We start from the raw sequence: 26201 nt of genomic DNA on the forward strand, positions 1-26201 counted from the left end.
CGGTCTTGCGCCCCCCCCCCTGTTCGTGGTGTTTTTTTGCGTCCCTCCCCTCCGCCCCCCCCCCCCTTCCCCCCCCCACCCCGCCCCCCCCCCCCGCCCCTCGGTTGCTCCCCCCCCCCACTGCCGAACGGTCGGGGCGCGCGGTCAGGCCGTCGCGCTCGCGGCGGAGCCGAGCAGCGGCGGCGGCGTGAGCCGCAGGCCGATCACCGGGAGCAGATCGGCCACCGCGTAGGGGCGGTTCGCGGCGATCCCGGGCGGCGCGGGCGCGAGCGGGACGAGCAGGTCGGCCGGTCCCGGCTCGGTGGTGGAGCCGTCCGCCTCGGTGTCGGCGTGCAGCCACAGCGTCAGCATGTAGAGCTCCGGTACGGAGAGCAGCCGCGGCTGGTACGGGGTGACCAGCGCCTCGGCCTGGATCAGGGCCCGCTCGGTGGCCGCGACGTAGGGACCCTCGAAGAAGTGCGAGAAGGACCAGCCGTCGGGGGTGAGCATGGTGTCGGCGGCGGCGATCGCCCGGTCCCCGTTCCTGATGAGGAAGCGCCAGCCGGCCAGCCGGGTGCGCGGTGGCCGCTGCCCGGCCGTGCCGGCGGCCGCGGGGGCGTCGACCCCACCGAGCGTGCCGAGCACGTGGACGGGCAGGGGCAGTTCGGGGCTCAGCGGTCCCTGTGCGGTCCGCAGGGCCGGTGTACGCGGTTCTCGTACCGCCGAGGGCGTGCCGAGGGCCGCGAGGACACTGCGGAGGGCCGGCGCGGGGGCCGGGGAGGGTCGGAGCATGATGGGTCGCCTCTCACTCAGGAGACACGGTGAAGCGTGGGCAGGTAACGACGGCGCTGTCAGCGACGGGGCCAGAGAGGGGGGCCATGGGTGCATGGCCGTGCGCCAACACTCTGCCTCGTGCGCGGAGTTTATACGACACGTGTTCACACAGTGTTTCCGCTAGGCGCCGCGGATATTCCTGACAAGGCGTCATTCAGACGTATTCCCCGGGCGATTCGGTGGAATGCATGGCTCCGGGGATCCGCTGCCTGCGTTTTCCGTGCCGGGCCGGTCGGCCGAATCATGACCCCCGATGCGCCGGTGCGGTGCGGACAATATGACATTGGTATATGTCGATTGCTCTTTGCCCGCGGAGACTGCCTCCGGAGAAAGCCCGCCAAGAGTAACGGATCACACCTGCGCTCCGCAGGCGTTGTCGATCAGCCGACGGGGCATCATCGTCCGTGACGCTCGCGGCCGTCGCGGCGGCCGCCCACTCGGGAGGGACGCTCGATGGGGGAGAAGGTCGTGGCCGACGGGTTCGGCCCGTCCGACCGGCAGCGCTACCGTCGAAAGCTCCAGCAATGCCTGGCGGCACTCGCACGGCTGCTCGCGGAGAAGCGGTTCGACCGGCCCCGCAATCTCATGGGCCTGGAGATCGAACTCAATCTCGCGGGCGAGGACGGGCTGCCCAGGATGCTGAACGCGCCGGTGCTCGACCGGATCGCCAGTCCCGATTTCCAGACCGAACTCGGAATGTTCAACCTGGAAGTGAACATCGCCCCGCACCGGCTCGAAGGTCATGTATTCGACCGGCTCGCGGAAGAACTCCGTACCGGACTCGGATACGCCGACCGCAAGGCCGAGGAGCTGGACGCGGGCGTCGTGATGATCGGCATACTCCCGACCCTCACCCAGGAGGACGCGGTCCACGCCAACCTCTCCGCGGCCGACCGCTACGCGCTCCTCAACGACCAGATCCTCGCCGCCCGGGGCGAGGACTTCACGCTCGACATCCAGGGGGTGGAGCGACTGCACTGCACCGCGGCCTCGATCGTGCCCGAGGCCGCCTGCACCTCCGTGCAGCTGCACCTCCAGGTGACCCCGCCCCGCTTCGCCGCCCTGTGGAACGCGGCCCAGGCGATCGCCGGCGTGCAGATAGCGGTGGGCGCCAACGCGCCCTTCCTCTTCGGGCACGAGCTGTGGCGCGAGTCCCGGCCGCCGCTGTTCACCCAGGCCACCGACACCCGGCCGCCCGAGCTGCAGGCGCAGGGCGTCCGCCCGCGCACCTGGTTCGGGGAGCGCTGGGTGGACTCGGTCTACGACCTGTTCGAGGAGAACCTGCGGTACTTCCCCGCCCTGCTGCCGATCTGCGAGGACGAGGACCCGCTGCGCGTCCTGGACGAGGGCGGGGTGCCCAGGCTCCAGGAGCTGGTCCTGCACAACGGCACCGTCTACCGCTGGAACCGGCCCGTCTACGGCTGGGTCGACGGCGTCCCCCACCTGAGGGTGGAGAACCGGGTGCTCCCGGCCGGTCCGACGGTCACCGACGTCGTCGCCAACGCGGCCTTCTACTACGGACTCGTCCGCTCGCTCGCCGAGGAGTCCCGGCCGGTCTGGAAGCGGATGGACTTCGCCGACGCGGGCCACAACTTCGACACCGCGTGCCGCCACGGCATCGAGGCGGAGCTGCGCTGGCCCCGCCCGGGCCGCGCCGGCGGCGTGTCGACGGTGCCCGCGGCACGACTGGTCCTCGACGAGCTGCTGCCGCTGGCCGCGGCCGGTCTGGACGCCTGGCACGTCGAGCCGCGCGACCGCGACTTCTACCTCGGCGTGATCGAGGCGCGCTGCCGGCGGCGGGTGAACGGCGCCTCGTGGCAGGCGGACACCTTCCACGGGTTCCTCGAGTCGGGCCTCGACCGTCCGGCGGCCCTCGCGGCCACCACCCGGCGCTACCGCGAGCTGATGCTCACCGGGGAGCCGGTGCACACCTGGCCGGTGGGGGTCGAGGGCGCTTCCCCGGCCCCGTAGGTAGGGTTCCCGTGACCCGGAGAACGATGGGGAATGGGAGAACAGGTGTGGTGTCGGAGCAACGAGTGGTAGACGCTTCCCTGCCCCCCGACGGGCTGCCGCGCCGGATCCTGCGCTCCGAGACGCTCATCGTGCTCGCGCTGTCGCTCGGCGCGAGCGCGCTCTCCTCGCTCATCAGCTTCATCGGCTCGCTGACCAAGCCCGGCGCGCTCAAGGAGCAGGCCGCCACGCTCAACGGCTCGTACGCGCCCGGGCGGCCCTGGCTCGACCTGGCCTGGCAGCTGTTCGGCATCGCCACCGCGCTCGTCCCGGTCGTCCTCGTCGCCCATCTGCTGCTGCGCGAGGGCGCCGGAGTGCGCGGGCTGCGCGCGATCGGCTTCGACCGCACCCGGCCGTGGCCGGACCTCGGCCGGGGGGCGCTCGTCGCGGCCGGCATCGGCAGCGCGGGCCTCGCCTTCTACCTGGCGGCGCGCGCGTCCGGGTTCAACCTGACCGTGGTGCCCGAGTCGCTGCCCGAGGTGTGGTGGAAGTACCCGGTCCTGATCCTCTCGGCGATCCAGAACTCCGTCCTGGAGGAGGTGATCGTCGTCGGCTATCTGCTGCGCAGGCTCGACCAGTTGGGCTGGTCCCCGAAGGCCTCGCTCGCCGCGAGCGCGGTGCTCCGCGGCTCGTACCACCTGTACCAGGGCATCGGCGGCTTCGTCGGCAACATGGTGATGGGCGTGGTCTTCGTGTGGCTGTACCGGCGCTGGGGCCGGGTGGGCCCGCTGGTGGTCGCGCACGCGCTGCTCGACATCGTGGCCTTCGTCGGCTACGGGCTGCTCGCCGGGAAGGTGGGCTGGCTGCCCACGCCGTGAGCCGGCGGTGACGGGAGAAGGGGCGTACGGCCGGTGCCGTACGCCCCTTCTTCGTGTGCCCCTGTGCCCCCGTGCCCCAGTGCCCGAGTGCCCGGGAGGGTCAGGCGTGGAGCTCGCCGTCGATGACGGTGACCGCGTGGCCGTTGAGGTGGGTGCGCTCGCCGCGCAGGCGGGTGCGGACGAGGCCGGTGCGCGCACCGCCCTGGAAGCCGGTCAGCTCGTCGCGGCCGAAGCGGGCCGACCAGTAGGGCGCGAGCGCCGTGTGGGCGCTGCCGGTGACCGGGTCCTCGTCGATGCCGACGGCCGGGAAGAAGCCGCGCGAGACGAACTGGTACGCGCCCTCGGGCGCGTCGGCCACGGCCGTCGCGATGATCCCCCGGTCGGACAGGGTGCTCAGGAGCGCGAAGTCCGGGGCGAGGGTGCGGACGGTCGTCTCGTCGGCCAGTTCCACGACCAGGTCGCCGATGTGGGCGGCGGTGTCGTGGACGGCGACGGGCTCGGCGCCGAGTGCCTTGGCCAGGCCGTCGGGCGCGGCGACCGGGGTGAGCGAGGAGGTCGGGAAGTCCAGGGTGATCGTGCCGTCCGGCTCGGCCGTGGCGGTCAGCACGCCGCAGCGGGCGGCGAAGCGGACGGTGCCGGTGGCGGTTCCGGTGCTGTGCAGGACGTGGGCGGTGGCCAGGGTGGCGTGACCGCACATGTCCACCTCGGTGGTGGGCGTGAACCAGCGCAGCGCCCAGTCCGCCTCGCCGCCCGGCGGCAGCGGGTGGGCGAAGGCGGTCTCCGAGAGGTTGACCTCGGCGGCCACCTTCTGGAGCCAGGCGTCCTCGGGGAAGGAGTCCAGGAGCAGGACTCCGGCCGGGTTGCCGGAGAAGGGCCGGTCGGTGAAGGCGTCGACGATTCGAATCCGCATGGGACGGGACCGTACCGGAGCGGGAAAACCGCTGACCAAGGCCAATTCGGGACGACTGGACCGGTCGGGGGCGGGACCGGGGGGCGGCCGAAGCCGGCCGGGGTGTCCGGCGGGGTGCCGGACGGGGTGGCGGAAGGAAGCCGGGCGGAGTGTCGGTCGGGTGTTGCCGAACGAAGTGTTCCGATATATCGTTGAAGCATCGCGACAGTTCAACGATGAATCCCGATGGAAGGAGCGTTGCGATGCGTACCTACGGACACGAATTCGGACACGGAAACGGCCCCGGTGTCGGACGCGGGCACTGCGGTCCTGGCCCTCGCGGTGACTTCGAGGGGCGGCGCGCGGCCTTCGGGCAGTTCGGCCCGGGCTTCGGCGGACCCTGGGGCGGAGGCCCCTGGGGCGGCCGGGGCCGCGGCGGCGGCCGCGGCCGGGCCCGGCGCGGCGATGTGCGCGCCTCGATCCTGGCCCTCCTCAAGGACCGCCCGATGCACGGCTACGAGATGATCCAGGAGATCGTCGAGCGCAGTGGCGGGGCCTGGAAGCCCAGCCCCGGCTCGGTCTACCCGACCCTCCAGATGCTGGAGGACGAGGGGCTGATCGCCAGCGAGAGCGAGGGCGGCAAGAAGCTGTTCACGCTCACCGACGCCGGGCGCACCGAGGCCGAGGCGGGGCCGGAGGCCCCGTGGGAGGAGGTCGGGCGCGGCGTCGACTGGGACGCCGTGAACGAGGTCCGGCAGGCAGGCTTCGGTCTGATGGAGGCCTTCGGGCAGGTCTGGAAGACCGGTGACGCCCAGCAGCGGCAGAAGGCCGTGGAGGTCATCAACGAGGCCCGCAAGAAGCTGTACCTGATCCTGGCCGACGAGCACTGAGTGCCCGGACGGCGGCGAAGGGCCCCGCGGCGACGTGCCGCGGGGCCCTTTCGCGTACGGAGCGGGCCGGTCAGGCGACCAGGCCGGCGAGCCTGCGCAGGGACTCGGTCAGCGCCGCCGTCGCCGAGTCCTTGAGCTTGCCCGCCATCAGGGACACGGCCGCACCCGTGAACTCCCCGTCGATCCGTACGGTGGTGGCGTCGCCGTCGGCGGTGAGGGAGTAGCGCGTGCCGACGTTGACGCCCATCGGGCCCTTGCCGCGGATCGCGAACACGCGGGCGGTCTCCAGCTCCTCCACCGTCCAGGTCACCTCAGCGGGGAAGCCCATCAGCTTCATGTTCTCGGCGAAGGTCGCGCCGGCCTCCAGGGTGGCCGGGCCGCCGTCCGGGAAGTTCGTGTGGGTGGCGTTCCACTCCCCGTACGAGCCCCAGTCGGTGAGCTGCGCCCACACCTTCTCGGCCGGTGCCTCGATGCGTGCCTCCGCGCTGACTTCGGCCATGGGACCACCCCTTCACGCGTGTCTGCCGGCAGTTCGGTGTCGCGGAACGTAGCCGTCAGGGCGTGAACATTCAATACTGATGAACCGTCAGTTCTGCGGTCTCGCCCCCGGTCCACCACATCTGCGCGGAGTCGAACCAGTCGGACGCGCGGGGCCCGTCGCCCTCGTCGTGGCAGTGGAACGCGGCCCAGAAGAGATCGGCCGGCAGTGCCTCCCGCGGTGCGTAGACGCGGTAGACGTACTGCCGCCCGTCTTGCGCGAGCAGGGCCACCATCCAGAACATGCCTGGAGGACGTTACGGTACGGGCCTGTGGTTGCGCAGAGGGCGCAAGGCAAGGCGGCGCGCGCCCCTTGCGCAGAACTCGCCGGATCTCATCCGCAAGGAGGAGGAACCGCTCGCCCGTGCCCGACTCCGGTGGGATGCGCACATGCTCCTCGCCGGGGATGTCCGGGCCCGCGCGGGCTGATGAGGTGGAAGGGTGCATGCTCCCGTCCCTCCGGTCCCGCCCTCGGTCCCTTCCGTACCCTCCGCACGGCCTCCCGCGACGTCCGCGTGCCGCCGCGCGCCCGCGCCCCGGGCCCCCAGGCCGCTGCCCGCCACCGGCCGCGCCGAACTCGAGGACGGGCTGACGGCGGAGCTGATGACGGCGGTCACCGGTGCGCGGCGCCGTGCCCTGCGGGACGGTGACCGGCAGATCGACACCGCCCACCTGCTGCACTCCCTCGTCGAGGCCGACCCCGAGACCGCCGCCGCCCTCGACGAGGACGACCGGCTCGCCCGGGTCCTCGGCTACCTCGTCCAGCGCTCGATCGGCTACGGGCTGCGCTGGCAGCGCGCCGTCGAGGAAACCGGCTCCGCCCTGCCCGTCGTGCGCGGCGGCGAGAACGGCGCCGCCGGCTGGTCGCCGGCCGCCGCCACGGCCCTCGCGGGCGCCTTCGAGCGCGCCGCGCGCCGCGGTGGCCGGCGGGTCCGCGGGCTCGACCTGCTCGCCGCCCTGGCCGCCGACCCCGACAGCCGGGCCGCCGAGGTGCTGCGCCGGGCGGGGGTCGACCCCCTCGCCCTGGCCGCCCGGATCGAGGAGCCGTCTCAACAGGTGTAACGGCACTTACGCTGCTGACCGGCTCCTGTCATGATGGCCCGATGCACGCGTCTCAGGGGAGAAGCGCCGGCCTGGGAATCGCCCTGGCCTCGGCCTTCGCATTCGGTGGTTCGGGAGTGGCGGCCAAGCCGCTGATCGAGGCAGGACTCGATCCGCTCCATGTGGTGTGGCTCAGGGTGGCCGGTGCCGCCCTCGTCATGCTGCCCGTCGCCTGGCGCCACCAGGACCTCGTGCGCCGCAAGCCCGCGCTCCTCGCCGGCTTCGGCCTGCTCGCCGTCGCCGGCGTCCAGGCGTTCTACTTCGCGTCGATCTCCCGGATACCCGTCGGCGTCGCCCTGCTCGTCGAGTACCTGGCGCCCGCCCTCGTCCTCGGCTGGGTCCGCTTCGTCCAGCGGCGGCCGGTGACCCGCGCCGCCGCGCTCGGCGTCGTCCTCGCCGTCGGCGGCCTCGCCTGCGTCGTCCAGGTCTGGTCCGGACTCGGCTTCGACCTCCTCGGACTGCTCCTCGCGCTGGCCGCCGCCTGCTGCCAGGTCGGCTACTTCGTCCTGTCCGACCACGGCGGCGACGGGGCCGACTCCGCCGACCCGCTCGGCGTCATCGCGTACGGGCTGCTCGGCGGCGCCCTCGTGCTCACCGTCGTCGCCCGCCCGTGGGGCATGGACTGGGCGGTCCTCGGCGGCACCGCCGACCTGAACGGCACCGCGACCCCCGCCTGGCTGCTGCTCGGCTGGATCGTGCTGATCGCCACCGTCCTCGCGTACGTCACCGGCGTCGTCTCGGTGCGCAGGCTCTCGCCGCAGGTCGCCGGGGTCGTGGCCTGCCTGGAGGCGGTCGTCGCGACCGTCCTCGCCTGGGTGCTGCTCGGCGAGCACCTGGCGGCGCCGCAGATCGCCGGCGGCGTCCTGGTCCTCGTCGGCGCCTTCATCGCGCAGTCCTCGACGCCCAAGGCGGCCCCGGTCGAACCGGTGGCCGCCTCGGGGGAGCCGGCCGCCGAGGGCGCCGGGTTGTCGGGCGGACGAGTCTCCTCGTAGGGTCCTGATCATGCACGCGACCGTTCTTCCGCCCCCCGCCGCCTAGCGCGGGCGGCACCTTCCGCTGACGAAGACCGGGCTCGGGCGCGCCGTACACGCCCCCGAGCGGTTCGTCGCTGCCCGCCCGCGGAGCCGAGCGACCACCCACCCCCGTCTTCCCACGGAGAACGCACGTGTCGAACACCGTCGGTTCCGCCCTGTCCACCGGGCGGAGCCTCACCTATCTGATCGTCGCCGGAATCGCCTGGGGCACGGCGGGAGCCGCCGCCTCACTGGTCTTCCGGGCCGGCGACATGGGCCCCCTGACCCTCTCCTTCTGGCGCTGCGTGGGCGGCCTCGTGCTGCTGCTCGGCGTGCTCGCGCTGCGCCGCGGCCCCCGGGCCGGGGCAGGCGCCGCCGCTCGCGAACCGCGTCGGCGCAGGCTCGTCCGCATCCTCGGCACGGGCATCGGACTCACCGTCTTCCAGAGCGCGTACTTCGCGGCCGTGCAGGCCACGGGCCTCGCCGTCGGCACCGTCGTCACCCTCGGCGCCGGGCCCGTGCTCATCGCGGTCGGCGCCCGCGTCCTGATGGGCGAGCGGATCGGGGCCGGCGGCGTCGTCGCCGTCGGCGGGGCGCTCGCCGGGCTCGGCGTCCTCGTCCTCGGCGGCGGCGGAGCCGAGGTCCGGCCGCTCGGCGTCCTCCTCGCCGTCCTGTCCGCCGCCGGTTACGCGGCGATCACCCTGCTCACCCGGTGGCTCGGCCGCACCGGCGCGGGCGGGGACGCGCTGTCCACCACGACCTGGTCCTTCGCCGTCGGCGCCGTCGGGCTGCTGCCGATGGCCGCCGCGGAAGGACTCGTCCCGCACACCGACGCACCGCTGCGGACGCTCGCCCTGCTGCTGTACGTCGCGGCCGTCCCGACCGCCCTCGCCTACGCCCTGTACTTCGCCGGGGCGGCCGTCATCCGTGCCGCGACCGTCTCGGTGATCATGCTCCTGGAACCGGTCAGTGCCGCGCTCATCGCGGTCACCCTCCTCGGCGAGCAGCTGACCGCGGCCACGGTCACGGGCACGCTGCTCCTGCTGCTCGCCGTGACGGGCCTCGCCCTGGCGGAGGCCCGGGCGGCGCTGGCCTAGGCCGTCTCTTCCGGATCTTGACCGGGTCCGCGACGCCTGGCACGGCACCTCGCCGCGGGCATGTCCCGCGGGTCAGGCCCGCCGGGGCGGCATGGTGGCGTCGCGGCGGGCCTTGTGGGACAGGGCCGCCGTGTCGCCGGGGGCGCCGCGGTCGGTGAGGCGGGTCGTGACGCGGTCGCGGATCTCCGCCGGCTTGTTGCCGCCGTACTTGAACTTGGCGCGGACCTCGGTCACGTCGAGCCGGAGGACCCTGATGCCGGGCAGCATCCGGCCGAACGGCGCCTCGCCCGGGGCCGCCAAGGCCGTGCCGCCCTCCGGCTGGAAGTGGGCGACCTGGCGGTTGAGCAGGGCCGCCTTCTCCTCCGGGTCGTCCACGACGTGGGCCGTGCAGCGGAGTTGGACCGCCGCGTAGAAGGAGGTGGGCGTGCCGTGCTCGGTGGGCGCGCCCTCCGGCGCGGTCCAGTGGCCGGGCACGTACACGTAGTCGTCGACCACGCTGAGGAGCACGGTGGGGTGGTCCTCCAGGTCGCCCCAGAGCGGGTTGGGCCGGGCGAGGTGGGTGATCACCTGACCGTACGGGCCGGGTTCGGGCTCGTAGCGGAAGTGCATCGGCTGCACCCACGGCGGTTCGCCGGCGGAGCCGTTGACCGCCAGCTGCCCGAAGTCGTGGGCGGCCAGCCAGTTTCGCCACTCGCCCTCGTCGTGGGCGGCGTCCCAGGGATGAATCAGCACGGCGGTGCTCCCTACAGCGCGGCGAGGTAGTCGGGCAGCGGCGTGCTCGCGGGCTGGTCCGCGGCCGGGACCGGGGTGCCGTAGCCCCGCCGTACGGGGACCACGCCGGCCCAGTGGGGCAGCGCCGCGTCCTCGGGGTCGTCGTTGGGGCCGCCGGTGCGGACCTTCGCGGAGACCTCGCGCAGGTCGAGGCGGAGCACGGCGGTGGCGGCGAGCTCCTTGGCGTTGGCCGGGCGGGAGTCGTAGGAGCGGCCGGGGACGACGTGGTCGACGAGCGCGTCGAGCGCGGTGCGCAGCTCCTCCGGGTCGGTGACCTGGTGCGCGACGCCGTGCACGACCACCGAGCGGTAGTTGATCGAGTGGTGGAAGGCGGACTTGGCGAGGACCAGGCCGTCCACGTGGGTCACGGTCAGGCAGACCGGCAGGCCCGGCGCGCCCTCGCCCTTCCCCGCCGACCGCAGCGGACGGGAGCCGGTCGAGCCGTGGACGTAGAGCGCCTCGCCTATCCGGCCGTAGAGGGTCGGCAGGACGACCGGCGCGCCGTCGCGGACGAATCCCAGGTGGCAGAGGTAGGTCTCGTCGAGGATCGCGTGCACGAGGTCGCGGTCGTACGAGGCGCGCTCGCGGGAGCGGGTGGGGACGGTCCGCTCCGTGGCCTCGTAGGCCCCGGAGGGCGCGGGGGCGTCGGTGACCTCGGAGACCTCGGACGACCGGGAGGCGTCGGCGGGAGCACCCGTCGTCTGCTCCCTCTGCTCCGTCTGCTGGGTCTTCACCGTCATTGCGGACTCCATTGCACTAGTGCATAATCGGCTTTGTGCTAGGAGAGTATCGGATCGAAGGTCGTCGCGCATCGGAGATCGCCGCCAGCGTCGAACGCGGGGTCGGTACCGGGCAGCTCAAGCCCGGGCAACTGCTGCCCCCGATGCGCGAGTTGGCCGCCGCGCTCGGAGTGAACCCGAACACCGTGGCCGCCGCCTACCGCACCCTGCGCGAGCGAGGGGTCATCGAGACCGACGGGCGGCGCGGCAGCCGCGTGCGCTCCGCGCCCGCGACGACGGCGCGCGGCTCGCTCCGCGTCGAGGCCCCGGAGGGCGTGCGGGACGTGAGCAACGGCAGTCCCGATCCGGCGCTGCTGCCACCGCTCGACGCGGTGCTCGCGGCGGTCGCCGGCGAATACGCCGAGCGGCCGCCGATGTACGGCGAAGCGCCGGTGGACGAGGAGTTCGCCCGGCTCGCCAGGGCCTCCTTCGACGAGGGCGGGGTGCCGGACGGGCCCGTCGGCGTCGCCTCCGGTTCGCTCGACGCGATCGAGCGGGTGCTCGCCGCGCATCTGCGGCCGGGCGACGCCGTCGCCGTCGAGGACCCCGGCTGGGGCAGCCTGCTCGACCTCGTGCCGGCCCTCGGGCTGCGGCCCGTACCGGTCGCCGTCGACGACGAGGGGCCGCTGCCCGAGGCGGTGGCCCGCGCGCTGCGCGGCGGCGCCCGCGCGGTGATCGTCACCGACCGGGCACAGAACCCGACCGGGGCGAGCGTCACCGCCGAACGGGCCGCCGCGCTGCGGGCGGTCCTCGACGCGCACCCCGACGTGCTGCTCGTCGAGGACGACCACGGGCACGGGATCGTCGCGCAGCCCCTGCACCCGCTCGCGACCGGCGACGGCAGATGGGTGTTCGTGCGCTCGGTGGCCAAGGCGTGGGGCCCGGACCTGCGGATCGCCGCCTTCACCGGCGACGCCGAGACCGTCGACCGGGTGCTCGGCCGCCAGCGGCTCGGACCCGGCTGGGTCAGCCGGCTGCTCCAGCGGGCCGTCGTGCACCTGTGGCGGACGGGAGCGGTCGACCCGGCGGCCGTGGCGGCCTCCTACGGGGCGCGGCGCGACGGTCTCGTCCGCGCGCTGGCCCGGCGTGGCGTGGAGGCGCACGGGCGCAGCGGCATGAACGTCTGGGTGCCGGTCGCCGACGAGACCGGCGCCGTCGCCCGGCTCCTCGCGGCGGGCTGGGCGGTCGCGCCCGGCGCCCGCTTCCGCATGGAGGCCGGCCCGGCCGTCCGGCTGACCGTCTCCGGACTCACCCGCACCGACCTGGAGCCGCTCGCCGACGCGGTCGCGTACGCGGCCGGCCCGGCGCCCGCCCGCAGTTACGGCTGAGAGGGGGCGGAGCGGCGGCTTCCCCGTGCCGGTCTACCGGGTGGAGGCCTTCTCACTCCGGGCCGCATCCGCCCCCGTCCGGTGCCCGGGCTGTTCCTGTGCCCGGGGCCCCGTCGGTGCCTCGGCCGAGGTCCCGGCCCGTGTCCGCACCGGGGCGGGCGGGGAAGTGCGGCGCGGGCCGCGGGTCTGGGTGAGGGCCGCGCCCGCGAGGACCACGATCGCGCCGACCGGGGTGTTCCAGGTCAGCTGCTCGCCGAGCACGGCGACGCCGGCCGCGGTCGCGATGACCGGGATGAAGTACGTGACCATGGCCGCCGTCGTCGGCCCCACCTCGGCCACCACCCCGTACTGCAGCAGCATCGCCCAGCCCGTGCCCAGCGCGCCCAGTGCGATCACCGAGAGCAGCGGCAGGATCTCGACCGAGTGCGGCAGGCTGGTGAACAGCGGTGTCACGAGCGCCAGTTGCACGGTGGCGACGCCGACCTGGCCGGTGGCCAGGGAGAGGTTCGACGCGCCCGTGCCGGAGAGCGTGCGGCGGACGTAGATCCAGCCGACCGCGTAGCTGAACGAGGCGAGCAGCGCCAGCGCCGTGCCCGTGACGTCCAGGCCCGAGAAGCCCTGCCACGCGCCGAGCACCGTCAGGACGCCGACGAAGCCGATGCCCAGACCCGCGGCCCGCACCCGCGTCGGCCTGTCCTCGGAGAGGGCGACGAGCGACAGGACCATGCCCCACAGCGGGGTCGTCGCGTTGCAGATGCCCGCGAGGGTCGAGGGGATCGTCAGCTCCGCGTAGGAGAAGAGCGAGAACGGCAGGGCGTTGAGCAGGAAGGCCGCCACCGTCAGATGGCCCCAGGTGCGGGCGCCGCGCGGCAGCCGGTCACGCTTGACGACCAGAGCGACGGCCAGCACGGCCGTACCGAAGAGGAGGCGGCCGAAGGTCACCTGGAACGGGGCGAAGCCCTCCGTCCCGACCTTGATGAACAGGAAGCTGAAGCCCCAGATCAGGGCGAGGACGCCGAAGCGGATCCGCCAGTCGACGGAGCGGGACGCCCGCGGCGGGCGCGGGCGGCGGAGCGGGGGCGCGGAGGGCGGGAGGGACGGCGACGACGCGGCGGGGCTGCTCATGGTGTTCAGGGTGGCCGAGCCCACCTCGTAGTACAAGCGAGAATTCCTGGACCCGATCTCTTAGAATCACTTACATGTTGAATCTGGAGCGCCTGCGCACCCTGGACGCCGTCGCGCGGCACGGATCGGTGAGCGGCGCCGCCGACGGGCTGCACGTCACCACCTCCGCCGTCTCGCAGCAGCTCGCCAAGCTGGAGCGCGAGATCGGCCAGCAGCTCCTGGCGAAGAGCGGGCGCGGGATCCGCCTCACCGACGCCGGGCTGCTGCTCGCGGAGCACGCCGCCCGGATCCTGTCCCAGGTGCAGCTCGCCCAGGCGGACATCGAGGCGCAGCGCGGCCAGGTGGTCGGGGAGGTGCGCATCGCGGCCTTCCCCACCGCCATGCGCGGACTCTTCCCGGCGGCCATCCGGGCGCTGCGCGCGGCCCACCCGGAGCTGCGGGTGCACACCGCGGAGCTGGAGCCGGACTTCGGCGTGCGCGACGTGCTGCGCGGGGACAGCGACCTGGCCGTGGTCCTGGACTGGAACAACAAGCGGGCGCCGGTTCCGGCGGGCCTCGAGCGGGCGCATCTGCTGGACGACTCCGCCGACGTCGCGCTGCCCGCCGACCATCCGCTGGCGGGCCGCGCCACGGTGGACCTGGAGGACTTCGCGGACGAGGAGTGGGTTTCCTGGCCCGCCGGCGAGTTCTGTCACGACTGGTTGATGTTCACCCTGCGCTCCAAGGGCGTCGAGCCCCGGATCGCGCACGTCGCCGGCGACCACCACACCCAGCTCGCCCTGGTCGCCGCGGGCCTCGGCGTCTGTGTCGCGCCCCGGCTCGGCCGGCCGGCGACCATGGACGGGGTGGCCTTCGTGCCCGTACGGCAGCCGGTGCGCCGGCACATCTACGCGACCTGGCGCAGCGACGCGGGCCGCAGGCCCTCCATCCGCGCGGTCGTCGAGGCGCTGCGCACGGCGGGCGAGCCGCTGGACTCCTGAACGCCGTCCGTCCGGAACGCCGTCCGCCTCAGAGCGCGGCGAGCTTGCGGAAGTCCCAGGAGGCGACGGCGTCGGGAGTGAGCCGCAGCCAGGCGTGGCGGCCGTCGTGCGGCATGGAGTCGAGACCGAAGTTCTTCGCGGCGAAGAGCCGCTCGGGCGCCTCCAGTTCGGGGCAGGGCTCGCCGGTGCGCGGGGCCTCGCCGACGAACTCCACGCTGCCCGAGAGCTCCACGCCGCGCAGCTCCCCGTACTCCTCGCCGTCGTCGATCACGACCGCGATCCGGGGACGGGACCGCAGCTCCGCCCAGCGCCGGCTGCGTGTCAGGGAGTAGAGCCAGAGCGACGTGCCGTCCCAGGCGAACCAGAGCGCGCTGACGTGCGGGCGGCCGTCGGCCGACACCGTCGCCACCCGGCAGGTCCGCTGTTCGGTGAGGAAGGCGTCGAGCTCCGCCGGGGTCATCATGATCCGGCGTCCGTGGCGCTGTGCGACGGTCATCGTCCGCACCCTTCTGGATTTCTGATGAGGTGTCAGAAATCATGGGGCCTGTACCCCGGAGGTGCAAGGAGGAGGACACCGTGAGGCGGTCGGACCAGCTCAGGGAACTGCTCGCGCCCGACGGCGCCGCGCTGCTCACCGTCGAGTGCCAGGAGGGCGTCGTCGGACGGGACAGCGCCCTGCCCGAACTCGCCGCCGTGGCCCGTGCGTCCGGCGCACTGCGCAACGTCGCCCGGCTCGTCGCCGCCGCCCACGAGGCCGACGTCCAGGTCCTGCACGCGGTCGCCGAACGGCGCCCCGACGGGCGCGGCGCCAACCGCAACGCCCGGCTCTTCCGCGCCGCCGCCCGGCTTCCCGTACAGCAGCACGCCGGCAGCACCGCCGTCCGGATCGCCGAGCCCATCGAGGTGGCCGAAGAGGACCTGGTGGTACGGCGGTTGCACGGGCTCTCGCCGATCGCCGGCACCGAGGTCGACGCCCTGCTGCGCAACCTGGGCTGCCGTACCCTCGTGGTCACCGGCGTGTCCGCGAACGTGGCGATACCCAACGCCGTCTTCGACGCCGTCAACCTCGGTTACACGGTCGTCGTCCCGGGTGACGCCATCGCGGGAGTGCCGGCCGACTACACACCCGCGATGATCCGCAACACCCTCGCCCTGGTCGCCACGGTCGTGACGACCGACGACGTCCTCGGCTGCTGGAAGGCGCCCCGGCGGGTCAGCCGAGCCTGATCGCCTCGCCGATCACCTCGATCGGCGTCGGCTCCAGCGGCTTCGTCGCGGGACCCTGCTTCACGCTGCCGTCGTTGGCGTCGAAGCGGCTCTGGTGGCAGGGGCAGACGATCACGCCGTCTGCCACGCTGCCGACCTGGCAGCCCTGGTGCGTGCAGCGCGAGGAATAGGCCTTGAACTCGCCCTTCCTGGGCTGGGTGACGACCACGCCCTTGTCGGCGATCACCTTTCCGCCGCCGACCGGGATGTCGGCGGTCATCGCGAGCGGCGCGCTCTCCTCGACGACCTCCGTGCCGCCGTCCGCGCCGTCCGTGCCGTTCTTCCCGCCGCCCTCGCTGCCGCACGCGGCGAGGGCCGCCGTCAGACCCGCACCGCCCGCCGCCGCCACGACCGTCCTGCGTGCCACACCGCTCATACCGCTCCCTTTCGACCCGAGACGGTCACGATCACCGTCGTCCGTACGGGCGCCATCGTGTCGGATCCGGCGGCGCGGCGCCACGGTCCACGGACGGCGGAAAGCCGGCTCCCTCAGTGGGCCGTCCGCTCACGAACCGTCGTCGTCCAGGCCGGCTGGGCCTCGGCCGGCCCGGGCCCGGCCTCGGTGCGGCGGCCGCCGAGGGCGAAGAAGTCGGCGAGCGGGAGGATCGCGGCGCCGATGGTGACGGCCTCCGGGCCCAGGGTGCCCAGGCCGATGGTGACGCGGTCGGCGGGATAGCGCAGGGCGTAGTCCCGCGCGTGGCCGCGGACGCGGTCGAGGAAGCGCTCGCCGAGCTGGAGTCCGGCCCAGCCGCCGACGAGGATCCGCTCCGGCTGGAACAGGTTGACGAGGTCGGCGAAGCCGGCGCCGAGGTATTCGGCCGTCTCCTCCAGGACGGCGAGCGCCGTGGCGTCAGGCTCGCGTCCGGAGCCCGGCTCCGGGTACGCGGCGGCCAGCAGCGCGGTGAGCGCGGTCTCCTCGTCCGCGCCGGCCGGCGGCCGGCCACCGGCCTCGCGCCAGCGTTCGAGCAGCGCCTCGGCGCCCGCGTACGCCTCCAGGCAGCCCCGGGCGCCGCAGCGGCAGCGCCGGCCCCGTACCCGTACCGTCAGGTGACCCCACTCCAGCGCGCGGCCGGGGCCCAGCGGGTCGGTGGCGACACAGGCCCCGACGCCGGAGCCGAAGAGGACGAAGACGGCGCTGTGGGCGCCGCGGCCCGCGCCGAACCACAGCTCGGCCTGGCCCAGCGTGCGGGCCCCGTTGTCGATCCGGTACGGGACGGCCGCCGGCAGGTCCACGCTCTCGCGGAGCAGCCGCTCCAGCGGCACGGCGTCCCAGCCGATGGTCTGGCCGTGGACGACGGCGCCCTCGGGCCCGCCGTGGGCGACGATGCCGGGCACGCCCACGCCGACGCCGAGCAGCCGGCCGGGGTCCGTGCCGGCGGTGCGCAGCACCTCGGCGATGCCGTCGCGGATGTGGCCGACGACGAGACCGACCTCGTAACGGTCGTGCCGCTCGTCCCCGTCGACCGCCAACGGCCGTTCCGTACGCGCCAGTTCGGTGAGCGTGAGGTCGAAGAGCTCGATCCTGATCCGGGTCTCGCCGACGTCCACGCCGATCATGCAGCCGCTGCCGGGGCGGACCCGCAGCAGGGTTCGGGGCCGGCCGCCCGCCGAGTCGACGCTGCCGGCCTCCTCGACCAGGCCCTCGGCGGCCAGTTCGGCGACCACGTTGCTGACCGAACCGGAGCTCAGTCCGGTCGCGGGACCGAGCGAGAACCGGCTCATCGGACCGTCGAACCAGAGCCGGCGCAGCACCGCGGTGCGGTTCTCCCGTCGCAGGTCGCGCACCGTACGGCCGTTCGTTGCTCGCACCTCAACCCCCGCTTCCTCAAAGCCTGTTCCGCAAGATACACCCGGCGCGAAGCCTTGACGCGCCCTTCCCTTGGAGTTTAACTCACGTCCTAAATTAAGCCTCCCTCGAAAGGGTTCCGAGGAGTCATGCGCAGAATCAGAGCCGCGCTCACCGGCGTCGTCGCCCTCTCCCTCGCCCTCACCGCGACCGCCTGCGGCGGCACCGCCGACGGCGCGGGCGGTGCGGACTCGCAGCCGAAGACGCTCACCTACTGGGCCTCCAACCAGGGCCCGAGCATCGAGGCCGACAAGAAGGTGCTCCAGCCGGAACTCGACAAGTTCGAGAAGGAGACCGGCATCAAGGTCAGGCTGGAGGTCGTGCCCTGGTCCGACCTGCTCAACCGGATCCTCACCGCCACCACCTCCGGCCAGGGCCCCGACGTCCTCAACATCGGCAACACCTGGAGCGCCTCGCTCCAGGCGAGCGGCGCGCTGCTGCCCTGGGACGAGAAGAACTTCGCCGCGATCGGCGGCAGGGACCGCTTCGTCGAGTCCGCGCTCGGCTCCACCGGCGCGCCCGGCAAGGACCCGGCCGCCGTGCCGCTCTACTCCATGGCCTACGCGCTCTACTACAACAAGAAGATGTTCGCCGACGCCGGCATCACCAAGCCGCCGGCCACCTGGGACGAACTGAACGAGGCCGGCCGGAAGCTCGCCAAGGACGGCAGGTCCGCCATCGGCGTCGAAGGCGGCAACCTCGCCAACAACATCCACCAGGTCTTCGTGCTCGGCAAGCAGCACGGCGCCGACTTCTTCACGCCCGACGGCAGGGCCGACTTCACCTCCGACGGCGCCGTCGCCGCCGTCAAGCAGTACGTCGACCTCATGGCCGCCCAGAAGATCGTCGCGCCCGGGAACGCCGAGTACGCCCAGAACCAGTCCCTCGGTGACTTCGCCAAGAACCGCACCGCCATGGTGCTGTGGCAGACCGCCGCACAGACCTTCGCCGCCCAGGGCATGAAGCCCGACGAGTGGGGCGTCGCCCCCGCGCCCGTCCCCTCCGGCACTCCCGGCCAGGGCACCCAGGTCAACTCCATGGTCGCCGGCATCAACATCGCCGTCTTCGGCAACACCCGGAACCGCGAGGGCTCCCTGAAGTTCGTGAAGTTCATGACCGGCGACGCCGAGCAGAAGATCCTCAACGAGGCCTACGGCTCCGTCCCGCCGGTCAAGGCCGCCCAGGCCGACCCCGCCTTCTCCGGACCCGCGCTCGCCGTCATCCGCGACACCCTCGCCAAGAGCGCCGCCGCCCTGCCGCAGGTCCCGGAGGAGTCCCAGTTCGAGACCGTCGTCGGCACCGCCGTCAAGGAACTCTTCGCCGACGCCGCCGCGGGCCGCCCGGTCACCACCGAGTCCGTACGCGCCAGGCTCGACAAGGCGCAGCAGCAGATGCCGAAGAAGTAGGCACGACACCCGCCATGACCGCCACCGTCACGCCCCGGGTCGACCCCGGGGCCGCCACCCGCGCCGCCCCCACCGCCGGCGCCGCCCGCAGGCACGGCGCCCTGCTGCCCTACCTGCTGCTCCTGCCCGCCCTGCTGCTCGAACTCCTCGTCCACCTCGTGCCGATGCTCATGGGCGCCGTCATGAGCTTCAAGGAGCTCACCCAGTTCTTCATCCGCGACTGGACCGCCGCACCCTGGGCCGGGCTCGACAACTTCGCCGTCGCCGTGGACGTCGACGCGCCGGTCGGCGCGGCCCTGCTCGCGTCCTTCGCGACCACCTGCGTGTTCACGCTGGCCTCGGTCGCGCTGTGCTGGCTGCTCGGCACCACCGCCGCCGTACTCCTCCAGGAGAACTTCCGCGGCCGCGGCCTGCTGCGCACCCTCTTCCTCGTCCCGTACGCCCTGCCCGTCTACGCCGCCGTCATCACCTGGGCGTTCATGTTCCAGCGCGACAACGGACTGATCAACCACGTCCTCCACGACCAGCTCGGCATCGGCGAGAGCCCCGCCTTCTGGCTCATCGGCGACAACAGCTTCTGGGCGCTGCTCACGGTGTCCGTCTGGAAGGGCTGGCCCTTCGCCTTCCTCACCGTCACCGCCGGCCTGCAGAACATCCCGCGCGACCTCTACGAGGCGGCCGCCCTGGACGGGGCCGGGACCTGGCGGCAGATCCGGCACATCACGATGCCCGCGCTGCGCCCGGTCAACCAGGTCCTCGTCCTCGTGCTGTTCCTGTGGACCTTCAACGACTTCAACACGCCCTTCGTCCTGTTCGGCAAGGCGGCTCCCGAGGCGGCGGACCTGATCTCGCTGCACATCTACCAGTCCTCCTTCCAGACCTGGAACTTCGGCACCGGATCGGCCATGTCCGTGCTCCTGCTGCTCTTCCTGCTCGTCGTCACCGGCCTGTACCTGGCCCTCACCTCGCGCGGAAGGAGGACCGGCCGTGCCTGACCCGACGACCGCGCCGCACCGGGCGGGCCGACCGCCCGCCTCGTTCCTGTGGACCCGGCGCATCCTCCTCACCCTGCTCACCGGCTTCGTCCTGCTGCCGGTGTACGTGATGGTGTCCAGCTCCCTCAAACCGCTGGAGGACGTCTCCGGGAAGTTCCGCTGGTGGCCCAGCGGGCTCACCCTGCGCCCCTACGCCGACATCTGGCGGACCGTGCCGCTCGCCGACTACTTCGTGAACTCGCTGATCGTCGCCGGCGCCGCCACCGTGTGCTCGGTGACCGTCGCCGTCTTCGCCGCGTACGCCGTCAGCCGCTACGACTTCCGCGGCCGCCGGGTCTTCAGCGTGACCGTCCTGTCCACCCAGATGTTCCCCGGCATCCTCTTCCTCCTGCCGCTCTTCCTCCTCTACGTCAACATCGGCAACGCCACCGGCATCGCCCTCTTCGGGTCGCGCGGCGGACTGATCCTCACCTATCTGACCTTCTCGCTGCCGTTCTCCGTCTGGATGCTCGTCGGCTACCTCGACTCGATCCCGCGCGAGCTCGACGAGGCCGCCAAGGTCGACGGCTGCGGCCCGGTCGGCGCCCTGTTCCGCGTGATCGTCCCCGCCGCCCTGCCCGGCATCGTCGCGGTCGCCGTGTACGCCTTCATGACCGCCTGGGGCGAGGTCCTCTTCGCCTCCGTCATGACCAACGACACCACCCGCACCCTCGCCGTCGGCCTCCAGGGCTACGCCACCCAGAACGACGTCTACTGGAACCAGGTGATGGCCGCCTCCCTCGTGGTCAGCGTCCCCGTCGTCGCGGGCTTCCTGCTCCTCCAGCGCTACCTCGTCGCCGGACTGACCGCCGGCGCCGTCAAATGACGGCCCCCGTACGCCTTCAGACCCCGCATCAGATTCCGCCCACAGAAAGGGACTTCGTGTCCGAGCCCGACAGCGCCCCCCTCGACCTCGACGCCTTCCCGGCGGGCTTCGCCTGGGGCACGGCCACCTCCGCCTACCAGATCGAGGGCGCCGTCGCGGAGGACGGCCGGGCCCCCTCCATCTGGGACACCTTCGCCCACACGCCCGGCGCCACCGACAACGGCGACCACGGCGACACGGCCTGCGACCACTACCACCGCTGGCCCGAGGACATCGCCCTCATGAAGGAGCTCGGCACCGACGCCTACCGGCTGTCCGTCGCCTGGCCCCGCGTCCTGCCCGGCGGCGACGGCCCGGTGAACACCGCCGGACTCGACTTCTACGACCGGCTCGTCGACGGCCTGCTCGACGCCGGCGTCACCCCCTCCGTCACGCTCTACCACTGGGACCTGCCGCAAGCCCTCCAGGACCGCACCGAGACCGCCCGCGGCGGCTGGACCGAACGGGCCACCGCCGAGCGCTTCGCGCACTACGCCTCCGTCGTCGCGGCCCGCCTCGGCGACCGGGTCAGCCAGTGGGCCACCCTCAACGAACCCCTCTGCTCCGCCTGGATCGGCCACCTGGAAGGGCGGATGGCGCCCGGCTGGACCGACCTCACCGCCGCCGTCCGCGCCTCCTACCACCTGCTCCTCGGCCACGGCCTCGCCACCGCGGCCGTCCGCGCCGCCGCGCCAGGCGCCCAGGTCGGCCTCGTCACCAACCACTCCACCGTCGAACCCGCCTCCACCCGGCCCGAGGACGTCGCCGCCGCCGTCCGCGCCGACGGCCACACCAACCGCTGGTGGCTCGACCCGGTCTACGGCCGCGGCTTCCCCGCCGACCTGCGCGAGCTGTACGGGGTCGAGCTGCCCGAGAGGCCGGGCGACGCCGAGACCATCGCCGCGCCCCTCGACTGGCACGGCCTCAACTACTACTTCCCGGTCACCGTCGCCGACGACCCGGCCGGCCCCGCCCCGTACGCCCGCGAGGTACGGCTGCCGGGCGTGCCCCGCACCGGCATGGACTGGCAGATCGACGCCGACGGCCTGGAGGCCTTCCTGCTGCGGCTCACCGAGGAGTACGGCGTCTCCCGGCTGTACGTCACCGAGAACGGCTCCGCCTTCCCCGACACCGTGACGCCGGACGGGCGGATCGACGACCCGGAACGCACCCGCTACCTGGAACAGCACCTCGCGGCCTGCGCCCGCGCCCTGCGCAAGGGCGCCCCGCTGGCCGGCTACTACGCCTGGTCCCTGCTCGACAACTTCGAGTGGGCCTACGGCTACGACAAGCGGTTCGGCCTGGTGCACGTCGACTACGCGACCCAGCGCCGGACGGTCAAGGCGAGCGGCCGGCGGTACGCGGACATCATCCGCGCCCACCGGACGCGGACCGGCTGACCCCCACACCCCACCCGACAAGGAGCCGCCATGTTCCGCCACGCGCCACGCACGGCCCCGCCCCGCTCCCGACCCCGCACTCCCCGCCGCATCCGCGGCAGCGCCCTCGCCCTCGTCACAGCCCTGCTCGGCGCCCTGCTCGCGCTCGCCCCGGCCGCCGAGGCGGAGGCCGCGCCCGTCCTGCTGTCCCAGGGCCGGCCCGTCAATGCCTCCAGCCAGGAGAACGCCGGCACCCCCGCCGCGGCCGCCGTCGACGGAGACCTCGGCACCCGCTGGTCCAGCGCCTTCGCCGACCCGCAGTGGATCCGGGTCGACCTCGGCGCCCCGGCCGCCCTCAGCCGGATCGACCTGCGCTGGGAGACCGCCTACGGCACCGCGTACCGCGTCGAGACCTCCCTCGACGGCACCGACTGGACCACCGTGTACGCCACCACGAACGGCCGGGGCGGCACCGAGTCCCTGCCCGTCTCCGGCACCGCCCGGCACGTCCGGCTCACCGGACTGACCCGCGCGACCGGCTGGGGCTACTCGCTCTGGGAGTTCCAGGTGTACGGCACCGGCGACGGCGGCACGCCCCTGCCGGGCGGCGGCGACCTCGGGCCGAACGTCCACGTCTTCGACCCGTCGACACCCGGCCTCCAGGCCACCCTGGACGAGGTGTTCCGGCAGCAGGAGTCGGCGCAGTTCGGCAGCGGCCGGCACGCCTTCCTCCTCAAGCCCGGCACGTACCACGGCCTGAACGCACAGCTCGGCTTCTACACCCAGATCGCCGGGCTCGGCCTGCGGCCCGACGACACCACGATCAACGGCGACGTGACCGTCGACGCGGGCTGGTTCAACGGCAACGCCACCCAGAACTTCTGGCGTTCGGCGGAGAACCTGGCCCTCGCCCCGGTCAGCGGCACCGACCGCTGGGCCGTCTCCCAGGCCTCGTCCTTCCGCCGCATGCACGTGAAGGGCGGACTCGACCTGTCACCCACCGGCTACGGCTGGGCGAGCGGCGGGTACATCGCCGACAGCCGCATCGACGGACAGATCGGCAACTACTCGCAGCAGCAGTGGTACACCCGGGACAGCGCCGTCGGCGGCTGGTCCAACTCCGTGTGGAACCAGGTCTTCTCGGGAGTCGAGGGCGCGCCCGCGAACGCCTTCCCCGAGCCGAGGTACACCACCCTCGACACCACGCCCGTCTCCCGGGAGAAGCCCTTCCTCCACTACGAGGGCGGCGAGTTCAAGGTCTTCGCCCCGGCGAAGCGCACCGCCGCGCGGGGCGTCAGCTGGGCCGGCACCCCGCAGGGCGAGTCGATCCCGCTCAGCCGCTTCTACGTCGTGAAGCCCGGCACGACCGCCGCCACCATCAACCGGGCCGTCACGCAGGGCCTCCACCTGCTGTTCACTCCGGGCGTCTACCACGTCGATCGGACGGTCGAGATCAACCGGCCCGGCACCATCGTGCTCGGGCTCGGCCTCGCCACGATCGTGCCCGACAACGGCGTCACCGCCATGCGGGTCGCCGACGTCGACGGCGTCCGGCTCGCCGGCTTCCTGATCGACGCCGGCCCGGTCAACTCGCCCACCCTCCTGGAGGTCGGCCCGCAGGGCGCCTCCGCCGACCACGCGGCGAACCCCACCACCGTCCAGGACGTGTACATCCGCATCGGCGGCGCCGGCCCCGGCAAGGCCACCACCAGCATGGTCGTCAACAGCGACGACACCATCGTCGACCACACCTGGGTGTGGCGCGCCGACCACGGCGAAGGCGTCGGCTGGGAGACCAACCGGGCCGACTACGGCGTCCGCGTCAACGGCGACGACGTGCTCGCCACCGGCCTGTTCGTGGAGCACTTCAACAAGTACGACGTCGAGTGGTTCGGCGAGCGGGGGCGCACGATCTTCTTCCAGAACGAGAAGGCCTACGACGCCCCGAACCAGGCCGCCATCCAGAACGGCACGGTCCGGGGCTACGCCGCCTACCGCGTCGACGACTCCGTGACGACCCACGAGGGATGGGGGCTCGGCAGCTACTGCTACTACAACGTCGACCCGACGATCCGCCAGGACCACGGCTTCCGGGCCCCGGTGAAGCCGGGCGTGCGCTTCCACAGCCTGCTCGTCGTCTCGCTCGGCGGCAACGGCCAGTACGAACACGTCATCAACGACACCGGGGCTCCGACCTCGGGGACGCAGACCGTCCCGTCGACGGTCGTGTCCTATCCGTGACGCCCGCCTGCCGGTGACTCCGCCGGACCCCGCCGGCACGCCGTTTCCGCGGCGAGCCCGGCCGGGTCCGGCTCCGCCCGCTCGCCGCCCATGCCGGACAGCCGTCCGGCCGGTTCAGGGACGGGCGTCCGCGGGGCGGTTCCCGAGCAGTTCGGCGAGTCCCCGGCGGGTGGCGGCGATGACGACGCGGTCCTGAGGGTGCAGGACGTGCCCGGGATGGAGGTCCCACAGGAGGGAGGGCCGCTCGTCGCGGCCCGTGTGGGCGAGGTCGGGGTGGCGGGCCTCCGGCCCCGCGGTGTCGAGGGCGAGGACGCGCCACGCACCGGGCCGGAAGGCTTCCGCCACGGTGCGGCCCTCGAACTGGGGGTGGCCGGCGACGGGGACCGCGGCGAAGAGGAGGACCTTGCGCTCGACGGGTATGGCGCCGAGGATCTGGCGGCCCATCATGGCGCCGGCGAAGGCCGGGGCGGCCAGGTGGGAGACGCTGCGGCTGCGGGTGACGGCACCCGGATGGGCGGAGCGCAGGGTGCGGTAGACGGCGGTGGCGACGTCGTCGTCGTACAGGCGGAGCGCGACCCGCAGATCGCTCTTGAGCGCCCGCGCGGCGAGGGTGGCTTCCAGGTTCGTGGTGTCGGAGCTGGTCAGGGCCAGGAGGGCGGCGGCACGGCGGACGCGGGCGGTGTCCAGGACCCCGTCCTCGGTGACGTCGCCGAGGACCACGGGGACACCCAGGTCGCGGGCCAGGGCGATGCCGCGGGCGTCGGGGTCCTGCTCCACGCAGACGACGGGGATGCCGAGTTCCCGCAGCCGGGCCAGGACGCGGGTGCCGATCTTGCCCAGTCCCAGCAGCACGATGTGGCCGGACAGTCCGCGTGGCGGGCGCCGCAGGGTGGTGGCCGTGCGGAAGGTGCCCAGGGCTTCCAGCGCTCCGGCCACGAGCAGCGGCAACAGGGCGAGACCGACGAGCCCGGAGAGGAGTTGCAGGACCTGCCGGGTGGCCGGCTCGTCGACGGCCGGGTCGTTGATGGAGAACAGGTCGAGCAGGGTCAGGTAGGCGGCGTGCAGCGGGTCCGCGTCCGTGAGCACGGTCGTGGTCACGGACAGGGCGAGGACGGCGACGACGATGCCGGCGAGCGCCCACCGCAGCCGGCCCGAGAACACCTCCCCGAGCGGAGCACCCCGCCGCGCCAGCCGCCGGGCCGGAAGCGCGGGTCCCGCGTGCCGGACCGCCTCCAGGACGACGGTGCCGCGTGCCGTCGCGCCGCGTATGGTGCGGTCGTCGGGCAGGAGCTCCGGGGCCGGGGAACCGGCGGCGTCGGAGCCCTCCGAACCGGCCGGATCCGCGGCGGTCGACGAGAGCAGTGCCAGCGTGCACAGCCCCGGGTCCGGCACCTCGCCCCTGCCGGGCACCGGCCGCTCGGCGGCGCGCAGCAGCAGACCGTCGGCCTGCACCACCTTGCCGGTGTCGGCGACCGCGGTCGCCACCAGGGCCGGAGCGGCCGTGTCCGCGTCGGAGAGCACGGTCGTGGAGGCGTCCAGGACGGCCCGGTCCATGCCGGGGGCGGCCACCAGGGCGGCCTGGTCGAGGAGCTCCTCCAGGTGCTGGCCCAGCTTGCGGTTGTACATGCGGACGACGAGCCGCAGCCCGGGGCTCAGGCGACGGGCCGCGAGCGCCGCCCTGAGGTTCGTCTCGTCGTCCTCGTAGACCAGTGCCAGTGCGGCCGCGCGTGCCACCTCGGCCCGCAGCATCGCCCCGGTCGTGGGAGCCGGAGCGGTCACCACCCGTACGGGCACGACCGCCGCGCCGCTCCAGGTGTCGCCGTCCGCGGTGCCCGCCTCGGCCGCCCGCTCGTCGGCGTGGTCGACGGGCACGACGAGCACGACCCGCTGGCGGTAGACCTCCCGCAGCTCGTCGGCGAGCCGGCGCGCCAGCCCGTCGTCGCCGCAGACCACCATGTGGCCTGCGGTACCTGACGGCGCGGCACTCTGACGGGGCAGCCCGGCCATGTCTTC

25 protein-coding genes are annotated in these 26201 nt (G+C 73.4%); 14 read left to right on the top strand and 11 right to left on the bottom strand.

All coding sequences use genetic code 11. The features are described 5' to 3' along the window. Positions 1–144 precede the first annotated feature (144 nt). Entirely contained in the window at positions 145–771 is a 627-nt protein-coding gene (locus ACFWJO_RS31220; protein ID WP_386870556.1) for a hypothetical protein, read from the bottom strand. Between the two features lie 495 nt (positions 772–1266). Here ACFWJO_RS31220 and ACFWJO_RS31225 point away from each other — a divergent pair, with 495 nt between their 5' ends. Together ACFWJO_RS31225 and ACFWJO_RS31230 are read left to right on the top strand one after the other, a co-directional pair. Beyond that, positions 1267–2784, top strand: a complete 1518-nt coding sequence (locus ACFWJO_RS31225) for a glutamate--cysteine ligase (RefSeq protein ID WP_386870558.1) — start codon at positions 1267–1269, stop codon at positions 2782–2784. Between the two features lie 26 nt (positions 2785–2810). Then, complete coding sequence (locus tag ACFWJO_RS31230; RefSeq protein ID WP_386870560.1) at positions 2811–3641, top strand: CPBP family intramembrane glutamic endopeptidase; 831 nt, start codon at positions 2811–2813, stop codon at positions 3639–3641. Between the two features lie 100 nt (positions 3642–3741). On the opposite strand, the gene ACFWJO_RS31235 is transcribed toward ACFWJO_RS31230, so the two are convergent. Further along, entirely contained in the window at positions 3742–4551 is an 810-nt protein-coding gene (locus ACFWJO_RS31235; RefSeq protein WP_384416155.1) for a PhzF family phenazine biosynthesis protein, read from the bottom strand. Between the two features lie 242 nt (positions 4552–4793). On the opposite strand from ACFWJO_RS31235, the gene ACFWJO_RS31240 reads away from it, so the two are divergent. Further along, a complete protein-coding gene (locus tag ACFWJO_RS31240) occupies positions 4794–5420 on the top strand; it encodes a PadR family transcriptional regulator (RefSeq protein ID WP_386870563.1) in 627 nt (208 codons plus the stop codon). Between the two features lie 70 nt (positions 5421–5490). On the opposite strand, the gene ACFWJO_RS31245 is transcribed toward ACFWJO_RS31240, so the two are convergent. After that, complete coding sequence (locus ACFWJO_RS31245; protein WP_386870565.1) at positions 5491–5919, bottom strand: SRPBCC family protein; 429 nt, start codon at positions 5917–5919, stop codon at positions 5491–5493. 70 nt (positions 5920–5989) lie between these two features. Then, the gene (locus ACFWJO_RS31250) at positions 5990–6202 is read right to left on the bottom strand and encodes a hypothetical protein (protein ID WP_384416146.1); all 213 of its coding nucleotides are present in this window, start codon (positions 6200–6202) and stop codon (positions 5990–5992) included. Between the two features lie 307 nt (positions 6203–6509). Here ACFWJO_RS31250 and ACFWJO_RS31255 point away from each other — a divergent pair, with 307 nt between their 5' ends. The 3 genes from ACFWJO_RS31255 (at position 6510) to ACFWJO_RS31265 (ending at position 9168) form a co-directional block, all read left to right on the top strand. After that, the gene (locus ACFWJO_RS31255; RefSeq protein ID WP_386870647.1) at positions 6510–7019 is read left to right on the top strand and encodes a Clp protease N-terminal domain-containing protein; all 510 of its coding nucleotides are present in this window, start codon (positions 6510–6512) and stop codon (positions 7017–7019) included. A gap of 41 nt (positions 7020–7060) precedes the next feature. Next, the gene (locus tag ACFWJO_RS31260; RefSeq protein WP_386870567.1) at positions 7061–8050 is read left to right on the top strand and encodes a DMT family transporter; all 990 of its coding nucleotides are present in this window, start codon (positions 7061–7063) and stop codon (positions 8048–8050) included. 173 nt (positions 8051–8223) lie between these two features. Continuing rightward, positions 8224–9168 carry a DMT family transporter gene (locus tag ACFWJO_RS31265; RefSeq protein ID WP_386870569.1) on the top strand — a complete coding sequence of 315 codons (945 nt, stop codon included), beginning with the start codon at positions 8224–8226 and terminating at the stop codon, positions 9166–9168. A 72-nt stretch (positions 9169–9240) separates the two neighbouring features. On the opposite strand, the gene ACFWJO_RS31270 is transcribed toward ACFWJO_RS31265, so the two are convergent. Further along, positions 9241–9900 carry an FMN-binding negative transcriptional regulator gene (locus tag ACFWJO_RS31270; RefSeq protein WP_386870571.1) on the bottom strand — a complete coding sequence of 220 codons (660 nt, stop codon included), beginning with the start codon at positions 9898–9900 and terminating at the stop codon, positions 9241–9243. Between the two features lie 11 nt (positions 9901–9911). Further along, positions 9912–10679, bottom strand: coding sequence for a pyridoxamine 5'-phosphate oxidase family protein (locus tag ACFWJO_RS31275; RefSeq protein ID WP_386870573.1), 768 nt, complete (start codon positions 10677–10679; stop codon positions 9912–9914). A gap of 35 nt (positions 10680–10714) precedes the next feature. Here ACFWJO_RS31275 and ACFWJO_RS31280 point away from each other — a divergent pair, with 35 nt between their 5' ends. Further along, positions 10715–12046, top strand: coding sequence for an aminotransferase class I/II-fold pyridoxal phosphate-dependent enzyme (locus ACFWJO_RS31280; RefSeq protein ID WP_386870575.1), 1332 nt, complete (start codon positions 10715–10717; stop codon positions 12044–12046). Positions 12047–12079: 33 nt separating this feature from the next. Here the strand turns inward: ACFWJO_RS31280 and ACFWJO_RS31285 are convergent, their stop codons facing one another. Beyond that, positions 12080–13171, bottom strand: coding sequence for a DMT family transporter (locus ACFWJO_RS31285; protein ID WP_386870577.1), 1092 nt, complete (start codon positions 13169–13171; stop codon positions 12080–12082). Between the two features lie 74 nt (positions 13172–13245). Here ACFWJO_RS31285 and ACFWJO_RS31290 point away from each other — a divergent pair, with 74 nt between their 5' ends. Continuing rightward, a complete protein-coding gene (locus ACFWJO_RS31290; protein WP_386870579.1) occupies positions 13246–14151 on the top strand; it encodes a LysR family transcriptional regulator in 906 nt (301 codons plus the stop codon). A 28-nt stretch (positions 14152–14179) separates the two neighbouring features. On the opposite strand, the gene ACFWJO_RS31295 is transcribed toward ACFWJO_RS31290, so the two are convergent. Continuing rightward, positions 14180–14647 carry a pyridoxamine 5'-phosphate oxidase family protein gene (locus ACFWJO_RS31295; RefSeq protein ID WP_386870581.1) on the bottom strand — a complete coding sequence of 156 codons (468 nt, stop codon included), beginning with the start codon at positions 14645–14647 and terminating at the stop codon, positions 14180–14182. Between the two features lie 41 nt (positions 14648–14688). Between ACFWJO_RS31295 and ACFWJO_RS31300 the strand changes: the two genes are divergently transcribed. Then, positions 14689–15378, top strand: a complete 690-nt coding sequence (locus ACFWJO_RS31300; protein WP_386870583.1) for a cysteine hydrolase — start codon at positions 14689–14691, stop codon at positions 15376–15378. On the opposite strand, the gene ACFWJO_RS31305 is transcribed toward ACFWJO_RS31300, so the two are convergent. Together ACFWJO_RS31305 and ACFWJO_RS31310 are read right to left on the bottom strand one after the other, a co-directional pair. Then, entirely contained in the window at positions 15365–15793 is a 429-nt protein-coding gene (locus ACFWJO_RS31305) for a Rieske (2Fe-2S) protein (RefSeq protein ID WP_386870585.1), read from the bottom strand. The genes ACFWJO_RS31300 and ACFWJO_RS31305 overlap by 14 nt on opposite strands. Positions 15794–15906: 113 nt before the next feature. Next, positions 15907–17226, bottom strand: coding sequence for an ROK family protein (locus ACFWJO_RS31310; protein ID WP_386870587.1), 1320 nt, complete (start codon positions 17224–17226; stop codon positions 15907–15909). Between the two features lie 126 nt (positions 17227–17352). Between ACFWJO_RS31310 and ACFWJO_RS31315 the strand changes: the two genes are divergently transcribed. From ACFWJO_RS31315 to ACFWJO_RS31335, 5 genes are read left to right on the top strand one after another with little or no spacing between them, the layout of a single operon-like run. Continuing rightward, positions 17353–18669 carry an ABC transporter substrate-binding protein gene (locus ACFWJO_RS31315; protein WP_386870589.1) on the top strand — a complete coding sequence of 439 codons (1317 nt, stop codon included), beginning with the start codon at positions 17353–17355 and terminating at the stop codon, positions 18667–18669. 14 nt (positions 18670–18683) lie between these two features. Continuing rightward, positions 18684–19664, top strand: a complete 981-nt coding sequence (locus ACFWJO_RS31320; RefSeq protein WP_386870591.1) for a carbohydrate ABC transporter permease — start codon at positions 18684–18686, stop codon at positions 19662–19664. Further along, on the top strand, positions 19657–20529 hold the full coding sequence (locus ACFWJO_RS31325; protein WP_386870593.1) for a carbohydrate ABC transporter permease: 873 nt from the start codon (positions 19657–19659) through the stop codon (positions 20527–20529). Before ACFWJO_RS31320 ends, ACFWJO_RS31325 begins: the two co-directional genes overlap by 8 nt. 56 nt (positions 20530–20585) lie before the next feature. After that, positions 20586–21968 (top strand): GH1 family beta-glucosidase, encoded by a 1383-nt coding sequence (locus ACFWJO_RS31330; protein ID WP_386870595.1) that lies wholly within the window; start codon positions 20586–20588, stop codon positions 21966–21968. A gap of 30 nt (positions 21969–21998) precedes the next feature. Further along, a complete protein-coding gene (locus ACFWJO_RS31335; protein WP_386870597.1) occupies positions 21999–24188 on the top strand; it encodes a discoidin domain-containing protein in 2190 nt (729 codons plus the stop codon). A gap of 114 nt (positions 24189–24302) precedes the next feature. On the opposite strand, the gene ACFWJO_RS31340 is transcribed toward ACFWJO_RS31335, so the two are convergent. Then, positions 24303–26144, bottom strand: coding sequence for a potassium channel family protein (locus ACFWJO_RS31340; protein ID WP_386870599.1), 1842 nt, complete (start codon positions 26142–26144; stop codon positions 24303–24305). Between the last annotated feature and the right edge of the window lie 57 nt (positions 26145–26201).

Origin of the sequence: Streptomyces sp. NPDC127092 (genome assembly GCF_042722475.1) — a bacterium.
GTDB lineage: Bacteria > Actinomycetota > Actinomycetes > Streptomycetales > Streptomycetaceae > Streptomyces.